General features: G+C 69.5%; 8 protein-coding genes. All 8 read right to left on the reverse strand.

The genetic code is table 11. From position 1 onward, the window contains the following. The coding region (gene amrB, locus DRB06_RS10410) for an AmmeMemoRadiSam system protein B (protein ID WP_111819920.1) at positions 1-1,011 on the reverse strand (1,011 nt) is incomplete at its 3' end. Between the two features lie 81 nt (positions 1,012-1,092). Beyond that, positions 1,093-2,574 carry a sodium/proline symporter PutP gene (putP, locus tag DRB06_RS10415; protein WP_073332215.1) on the reverse strand — a complete coding sequence of 494 codons (1,482 nt, stop codon included), beginning with the start codon at positions 2,572-2,574 and terminating at the stop codon, positions 1,093-1,095. Positions 2,575-2,581: 7 nt separating this feature from the next. Further along, entirely contained in the window at positions 2,582-3,001 is a 420-nt protein-coding gene (gene dhaM, locus DRB06_RS10420; RefSeq protein WP_108967120.1) for a dihydroxyacetone kinase phosphoryl donor subunit DhaM, read from the reverse strand. After that, a complete protein-coding gene (dhaL, locus tag DRB06_RS10425; protein ID WP_108967122.1) occupies positions 2,998-3,678 on the reverse strand; it encodes a dihydroxyacetone kinase subunit DhaL in 681 nt (226 codons plus the stop codon). The genes dhaM and dhaL overlap by 4 nt, the downstream gene beginning before the upstream one ends. A 5-nt stretch (positions 3,679-3,683) precedes the next feature. Beyond that, positions 3,684-4,685 (reverse strand): dihydroxyacetone kinase subunit DhaK, encoded by a 1,002-nt coding sequence (dhaK, locus tag DRB06_RS10430; RefSeq protein ID WP_108967124.1) that lies wholly within the window; start codon positions 4,683-4,685, stop codon positions 3,684-3,686. A 99-nt stretch (positions 4,686-4,784) separates the two neighbouring features. Beyond that, the gene (locus DRB06_RS10435; protein ID WP_111819902.1) at positions 4,785-5,318 is read right to left on the reverse strand and encodes a holo-ACP synthase; all 534 of its coding nucleotides are present in this window, start codon (positions 5,316-5,318) and stop codon (positions 4,785-4,787) included. Next, positions 5,308-5,568: a Txe/YoeB family addiction module toxin gene (locus DRB06_RS10440; RefSeq protein WP_111819903.1), complete on the reverse strand. Its 261-nt coding sequence runs from the start codon at positions 5,566-5,568 to the stop codon at positions 5,308-5,310. The genes DRB06_RS10435 and DRB06_RS10440 overlap by 11 nt, the downstream gene beginning before the upstream one ends. Before the next feature lie 11 nt (positions 5,569-5,579). Then, positions 5,580-5,843 carry a type II toxin-antitoxin system Phd/YefM family antitoxin gene (locus DRB06_RS10445; protein WP_073332197.1) on the reverse strand — a complete coding sequence of 88 codons (264 nt, stop codon included), beginning with the start codon at positions 5,841-5,843 and terminating at the stop codon, positions 5,580-5,582. Positions 5,844-6,852: the final 1,009 nt, after the last annotated feature.

The following is a 6,852-nucleotide window of genomic DNA, read 5'->3' on the forward strand; positions in this document are numbered from 1 at the left end:
GCTGCGCAGGGTGACGAAGGCGGCACCGGGGCGATACAGCCAGGCGGGTCGCTCCCCCGCCAGCAACTCGGCGGGCGTGCCGGTCTCGGCGCCCACCGCGCGGGCGATCGCCCTGCGGGCCAGGGGCAGCAGCGTGTCTCCGGCGTCGGCGGGCGGCTCGGTCGCCTGTGGACCCGCCGCGGCCGCGGCGGGCTCGGCATCTGCGGTGGCCGCCTCATGGAGTGCGACGGCGCAGTAGCCGACCACCCGATCCGGATCGCCGGCGGTGTCGGCCGACGTGCACCGGCCCAGCAGTTCGGCGCGCATGCCGTGCTCCTGCGCCGCCAACAGCATCCCGTCCAGCGGGGTGGCGCCGCAGGCGCGATCGTGGGGGATGGAGGAGTCCAAGGCGAGAATGCGCGTGACGGTCTCCGCGTCGACGGTTACGGCCAAGTCCTGCGGCAGGTAGTGGGACAGGTCGGAGGAGATGATGATGACGGTCTCCGGCCCGCCCCACAGCGCATTGATCGCGTCGGCGACGGTGCGCGCCGAGGCGTCCCCGGCAGCCAGCGGCACCACCGCGACGTCAGCCCCCAGGACGGTCTGGATGAAGGGCAGCTGCACCTCCAGGGAGTGCTCCCAGGCGTGTACCTCCGGCGCGGTGGTCACGCCGGGCAGGGCGGCCGCCTGCGCGCAGCCGGCGGCGTCGACATTCAGCACCCCCAGAGGCGTGGCCAACTGGTCGGCGCCGGGCAGCGCCAGTCCCCGCACCGGCACCCGGTGGGTGGGTCCCAGCAGCACCACCCGGGTGATGCGTCCCCGGCCGGCCTCCAGGCGGGCGTAGGCGCGCGCCGCCATGGGGCCGGAGTAGACGTAGCCGGCATGCGGGACGACGACGGCCTTGGGCACGGCCGGGGCGGCGGACAGCTGGGCCCGCGCCCGGGTGAGCAGGTCGGCGAGCATGCGTTTCAGGGCGCGCGCATCCCCGGGGTAGAAGCTTCCGGCGACGGCGGGACGGCGGACGGTCTTCATGGTGGTCTCTCCCTTGAGCAACACCAGGATACTCCGGCCGGGCCCGCATGTATCCGGTGCGGCCCGGCCGGCCGACAGGTCTCAGCGGGCGGCGGCCACGGCGGCGTCGAACTCGCCGGCGACGGCGTGGTCCGGCGTGCCGGCGCGGGACACGGCCCAGGCGGCGAGCAGGTTCGCGGCGAAGCCGGGGGCGAGCTCGTACAGGTCGAAGATGCCGCCGGGCCCGCCGGAGACATTGCCCCAGATCATGACGACGACGGCGCCGGCGATAATGCCGGCGAAGGCGCCCGTGGCGGTCAGCCGCCGCCAGTACAGGCACAGCAGGACCGTGGGGCCGAAGGAGGCGCCGAAGCCCGCCCAGGCGAAGGCGACCAGCGCCAGGATCGTGTCATTGGGCGTCCAGGCCATGGCCGCGGCGATCACGGCCACGCTCAGCACCGCGAAGCGCGAGTACATGACCAGCCGACGCTGGGAGACCTGCCGGTGGAAAACCTGGCGGTACAGGTCCTCGATCAGGGCGGAGGAGGTGACCAGCAGCTGGCTGGAGATGGTGGACATGATCGCGGCGAGGATGGCGGCCAGCATGAACCCGGCCACGAAGGGGTGGAACAGCAGCTGCCCCAGGCTGATGAACACGGTCTCCGGGTTGGTCAGGGCGGCGCCGTCGCGCTGGTAGATCGCCACACCGACGATGGCGGTTGCGGCCGCCCCGGCGACGGCGAACAGCATCCAGCCGATGCCGATGCGGCGGCCGGCCACGGCCTCCTGCGGGCTGCGCAGCGCCATGAAGCGCACAATGATGTGGGGCTGGCCGAAGTAGCCCAGGCCCCAGGCCAGGGAGGAGACGATGCCGATCACGGAGGTGGTGGGTCCGAGCACCGCCCAGTAGTGCGGGTCGACTTCACTGACCGCCCGCAGGGTCGGCCCCAACCCGCCCAGGCGCGTCACACCGACAACGGGCACGGCGATCAGCGCGGTCACCATCATGACTCCCTGCACCAGGTCCGTGTAGGACACCGCCAGGAAGCCGCCCACCAGTGTGTACATCACCGTAATGGCGGCCACCAGGGTCAGACCCAGCCGGTAGTCCAGGCCGAAGGAGGACTCGAAGAAGGTGCCGCCGGAGACCATCCCGGAGGAGACGTAGAAGGTGAAGAACACGACGATCACGCCCCCGCTGGCCCAGCGCAGCAGGTGCCGGTCGTCGTGCAGCCGGTTGTCCAGGAAGCTGGGGATGGTGATGGAGTCGTGGGCGACCTCCGTGTAGGAGCGCAGCCGGGGCGCCACATAGCGCCAGTTCAACCAGGCCCCCACCGTCAGCCCGACGGCGATCCACGCCTCCACCAGCCCGCTGGCGTACAGCGCCCCGGGCAGCCCCATCAGCAGCCAGCCGGACATGTCGGCGGCGCCCGCAGACAGCGCGGTGACCGCGGGCCCGAGCCCGCGGTCAGCCAGCATGTAGTCGTCCAGGGAGTCGTTATGACCGTAGGCCCACCAGCCGATCGCCACCATTCCAACGAAGTAGATGATCATCGAGATGGCTTGGAAGGTCGTCTCGGTCATGGTGCTCCTAGTCGGGTGGGGGGCCTGCAACCTGCCGCAGTTTAAGTGACGCGGCGGCATCGGCGTCGGCCTGTACCGCATCCAGGCCCTTGCCGGTGCCGGCCGCCGCGTAGGCGGCGACCAGGCCCTCCACCAGCGCGGCGCCGGACAGGCGCACGTGCGCGGCCAGGTCCGGGTCCAGCAACTCCAGGGCCATCTGGGCGCTGAGTACGCCGCTGCCCAGGTCTGCCAACACCAGTACGCCCGAGCCGTCGTCGACGCGCTCGATCGCCGCCATGATTTCGGTGGCGTCCGTGCCCAGGGAGCCGTCGGGCAGGCCCGCCGCCACCTCCGTGGGCGCATCCAGACCTGGAATCAGCCCCTTGGCGAGGGCGACGGCGGCGTCGGCGAGCGGGCGTGAATGCGAGACGACGACGATGCCCGTCATGCGGCGTCCGCCGTCTGGCCGGAGACGACGTCGGCGAGCGCCCGCATGATCAGAGCAGTGGAGGCGGCGCCCGGGTCGATGTGACCGACGGACCGCTCCCCCAGGTAGGAGGCGCGCCCCTTCTTCGCCAGCATCGGCTCGGTGGCGTCCCGCCCAGCCGCCGCGGCGTCGGCGGCGGCATTGACGGCGGCCGCGAAGGCGCCGTCCGTGCCGGCACGGAGCGCCTCCAGGGCCGGGTACCAGGCGTCCAACATGGTCTTGTCCCCCGCCTCGGCGTTACCCCGCTGCACAATGCCGCCAATGCCGGCCTCGACGGCGTCGACCAGGGCGGCGGTGTCGATGGTCTCGTGCTTGGCGCAGGCGGTGGACATGCGCAGGAAGAAGGTGCCGTACAGGGGCCCGGCGGCACCGCCGACCTTGGAGATCAGCGCCATCGCGGTCTGCTTGAGGACCGCCGCCGGGGAGTCCGGCTCCGCTTCCAGCGCCTCGACGGCGGCGGTCAGGCCTCGCTTCATGTTGGCGCCGTGGTCGGCGTCGCCGATAGCGGCGTCCAGGGCAGTCAGATAGTCCGCCTGCTCGGTGACCAGGGCGCATGCGCGCCGGATCCAGGCGGCCACATCCGTGGCGGCCAGCGTCGTCAGCGGGGCGGACGGGGTCTGTGCAGTTGAAGTCGTCATGGCGCTCAGACCCCCCAACGCAGGCCGGGCGTGTTCACCGGAGCGTCCCACAGGCCGAGCATGTCCTCATCGGCGCGCACCAGCGTCAGCGAGCAGCCCGCCATGTCCAGGCTGGTGATGTAGTTGCCCACCAACGAGCGCTCCACCTTCACGCCGGCCGCGTCAAGCAACTTGGCGACCTCGCCGTACATCAGGTACAGCTCCAGGAGCGGGCTGGCGCCCATGCCGTTGAGCAGCGCAATGACACCCCGGTCGCCTTCCGGCAGTTCGGCCAGGATGGGGTCGACCAGCTGCTTGGCGATCTCGCCGGCGGGGGCGATCTTGTCCCGATGCCGGCCGGGCTCGCCGTGAATGCCGATGCCGATCTCCATCTCATCCTCGGGCAGGTCGAAGGACGGCTTGCCGTTGGCGGGCACGGTGCAGGAGGTCAGCGCCATGCCCATGGAGCGACCGGCCTCGGAGGTGCGCTTGGCGACCGCCGCCACGTCGGCGAGGGAGCGCCCCGCTTCGGCGGCGGCGCCGGCGATCTTCTCCACGATCACGGTCACGCCCACGCCGCGGCGGCCGGCGGTGTACAGGGAATCCTCCACGGCGACGTCGTCGGCGGTCACAACCGTGGCGATTTCCGTGCCGGACTCGGCGGCGACCATCTCCGCGGCCATGTCGAAGTTCATGACGTCGCCGGTGTAGTTCTTGACGATGTGCAGTACGCCCGCACCCCGGTCCACGGCGGCGGTCGCGGCGGAGACCTGGTCGGGAACGGGGGAGGTGAAGATCTCCCCCGCGCAGGCGGCGTCGAGCATGCCGAAGCCGACGAACCCGCCGTGCAGCGGCTCATGGCCACTGCCCCCGCCGGAGACGATGGCGACCTTGCCATCCTCCTTGGGGGTGGCCCGGTAGACGATGTGCTGGTCAACATCCACCCGGAGGCGGTCGGGGTGTGCCGCGGCCATTCCGGCCAGCGCGTCGGTCACGACGCCGTCGACGGAGTTAATGAGCTTTTTCATGGCAGAACTGTACCGCGGATGAGTCGCCGATCACTGTCTCGGCCCCATTCGGCGTCCGGTTCGATACAGAGAACCGGTGAGGGGCGCAGCCGGCGCGGCTCACGCGCGATCGGGGCGGTCAAGCGAGACGGAGCGGCTTGCGGAGTAAAGCACGACGGCGGCCGCCCAGTCGCCGTCGTGAGTCAGAGACACGGGCCAGTGCTGCGGGCCCGCGGCGCCGTCGCCCAGGGAGTCGGTGACGGCGACGGCGACGGCGCCGGTCAGCCGCAGCGACGGCCTCCCCCAGCGGTCGGTGATCAGTTCGATCTCCCGCCAGTAGACCGCCTCGGGCGACAGCTGCGGAGGGACCGCTCGCCCGGCGCTGGCGTTAACGGCTTGGGACCAGGCCTTGATGAAGGCCTCCTTCGCGGCCCAGCGGCCGGCCAGGTGCTCGGCCTGCGCAGAGCCGGTGACGTCGGCCCGGCGGGCGGCGTCGCGCCGCTCGCGTGCGGTGAAGGCCCGCTCGGCGAATACGGTGCCCGGCTGGTGCAACTGCTCGGCCAGGCCGGAGATATGCACCAGGTCCACCCCAACGCCGAGGATCTCACCGTTTTGACGTTCGGGGACGTCGGGCAACCGTGGTTCAACGCCCATAGTGGAGCCTGCACGCAACGATGAGGACGTCGTCCCCAACGACCCGGTAGACGAGCCTGTGCTCGGACGTGATGCGACGCGACCAGTAGCCGCTGAGATTGCCGCGGAGGGCCTCTGGCTTGCCGAGACCCTCGTTGCCGTGTCGTTGGATGTCCTGGAGGAGGAGATTGACGCGTTTGAGGACTCGACGATCCTCAGTCTGCCACCACAGGTAGTCCTCCCAGGCGTGGGTAGACCAGATGAGTCTCATGGCGGACCCGGTCAGTCCTCACCGGTGTTCACCAGCTCGTGGGCCTTGCCGTGCCCGTCCTCGAGCTCGGTGATCGACTCCAGGAGCCGCCTGGCGTTGGCGGGGTTGCGCAGGAGATAAGCGGTCTCCTTGAGCGCCTCATACTCCGCTAGGGAGACGATGACGGCAGGATCATGCCCGGCTCGGGTGATGACGACCTCCTCGCGGTCGTCCACGACGTCATTGAGCACTTGGGCGTAGCGCGCGCGGGACTCCGTGTAGGTCATGGTCCTCATGACTCACCTCCTGTGCAGAAAACTGTACGTCACGTTCATTCTTCGCTGCAATGGAGCATCGCCGACCAGTTCTATCTCGCGCCAGTCGTCCGCTTCTGGCGCCAGTCGGCGGCCGGCGCATGGTGACCACGGGGAGCACGCCTCGCCACAACGCGTCCGAGCCCGGAACTGCTTTGAATCCGAGTCGTATGTAGAAGCGTTGCGCCCCACGGTTGAAGATGTCTTTGTCGGTGAGCCGAGGCTTCCAGATCTCATCGACCCACTGCCGGGTGGCGCCTTCGGGGCGGACGTAGGTGTCGCACCAGGCGCGATACCACACTCCTGTGGCCGCACGGGCGTCTGAGGCGCGCATGGGGCGCACCGTGAACAAGCAGTCTTCGCATCGGTACGCGGCCCGGCTGGCCTTGCTCATCACTCAATCCTAAGTCTGCTTTTCAAGGCTATTCGTGTCGGCGGGTGTGCCAGGCAGACGCTCAACCAGGCGCCCTCGATCTTTTGCCCAGTCGGTACACGATTCAGGCAATGATAAGTGCACCGGCATCCTAGAAGTCATGGCCTCAAAGCTCCCAAAGCTGTGGAAACCACGCAGTACCTTCGTGTGGGGGCGTACCTTCTGGCTGTCGATTCGGCACATCTTGTGACGGTTCGTAACTTCTGGTCGACGATTCGTACTCTCTGACGACGGTACGTACATCTAGGTGCCGAACCGTCGCATACAAGTACGAATCGTCGGTGTAAAGGTACGAACCGTCAATACACAGACCACCACGAGCACGAACCCCGCGGGAAACACCACCGCACGGTGAGGCTCCAGTCCCGGCCCCAAGGAAGGCTCCGGGAGTACGCAAAGACCGGACGCCCGAAAGAATCCCTGCCCCCGTAAAGAATAGGCGGGCCGAGCCGGCTTACGGGTCGCGATATGTCCGAACCGCGCACATATTCGCGCCGACAACCCCGCGATGAGCCCTACGGCGCGGTGGCCCCGGGAACCGAAGCTCCCGGGGCCACC

Source organism: Actinomyces sp. Z5 (assembly GCF_003287795.1).
Classification (GTDB): Bacteria; Actinomycetota; Actinomycetes; order Actinomycetales; family Actinomycetaceae; genus Actinomyces; species Actinomyces glycerinitolerans.

Coding starts and splice junctions, on each gene's coding strand:
- putP (WP_073332215.1), bottom strand. CDS start 2,574: ATGACCGAGACGACCTTCCAAGCCATCTCGATGATCATCTACTTCGTT.
- dhaM (WP_108967120.1), bottom strand. CDS start 3,001: ATGACGGGCATCGTCGTCGTCTCGCATTCACGCCCGCTCGCCGACGCC.
- dhaL (WP_108967122.1), bottom strand. CDS start 3,678: ATGACGACTTCAACTGCACAGACCCCGTCCGCCCCGCTGACGACGCTG.
- dhaK (WP_108967124.1), bottom strand. CDS start 4,685: ATGAAAAAGCTCATTAACTCCGTCGACGGCGTCGTGACCGACGCGCTG.
- DRB06_RS10435 (WP_111819902.1), bottom strand. CDS start 5,318: ATGGGCGTTGAACCACGGTTGCCCGACGTCCCCGAACGTCAAAACGGT.
- DRB06_RS10440 (WP_111819903.1), bottom strand. CDS start 5,568: ATGAGACTCATCTGGTCTACCCACGCCTGGGAGGACTACCTGTGGTGG.
- DRB06_RS10445 (WP_073332197.1), bottom strand. CDS start 5,843: ATGAGGACCATGACCTACACGGAGTCCCGCGCGCGCTACGCCCAAGTG.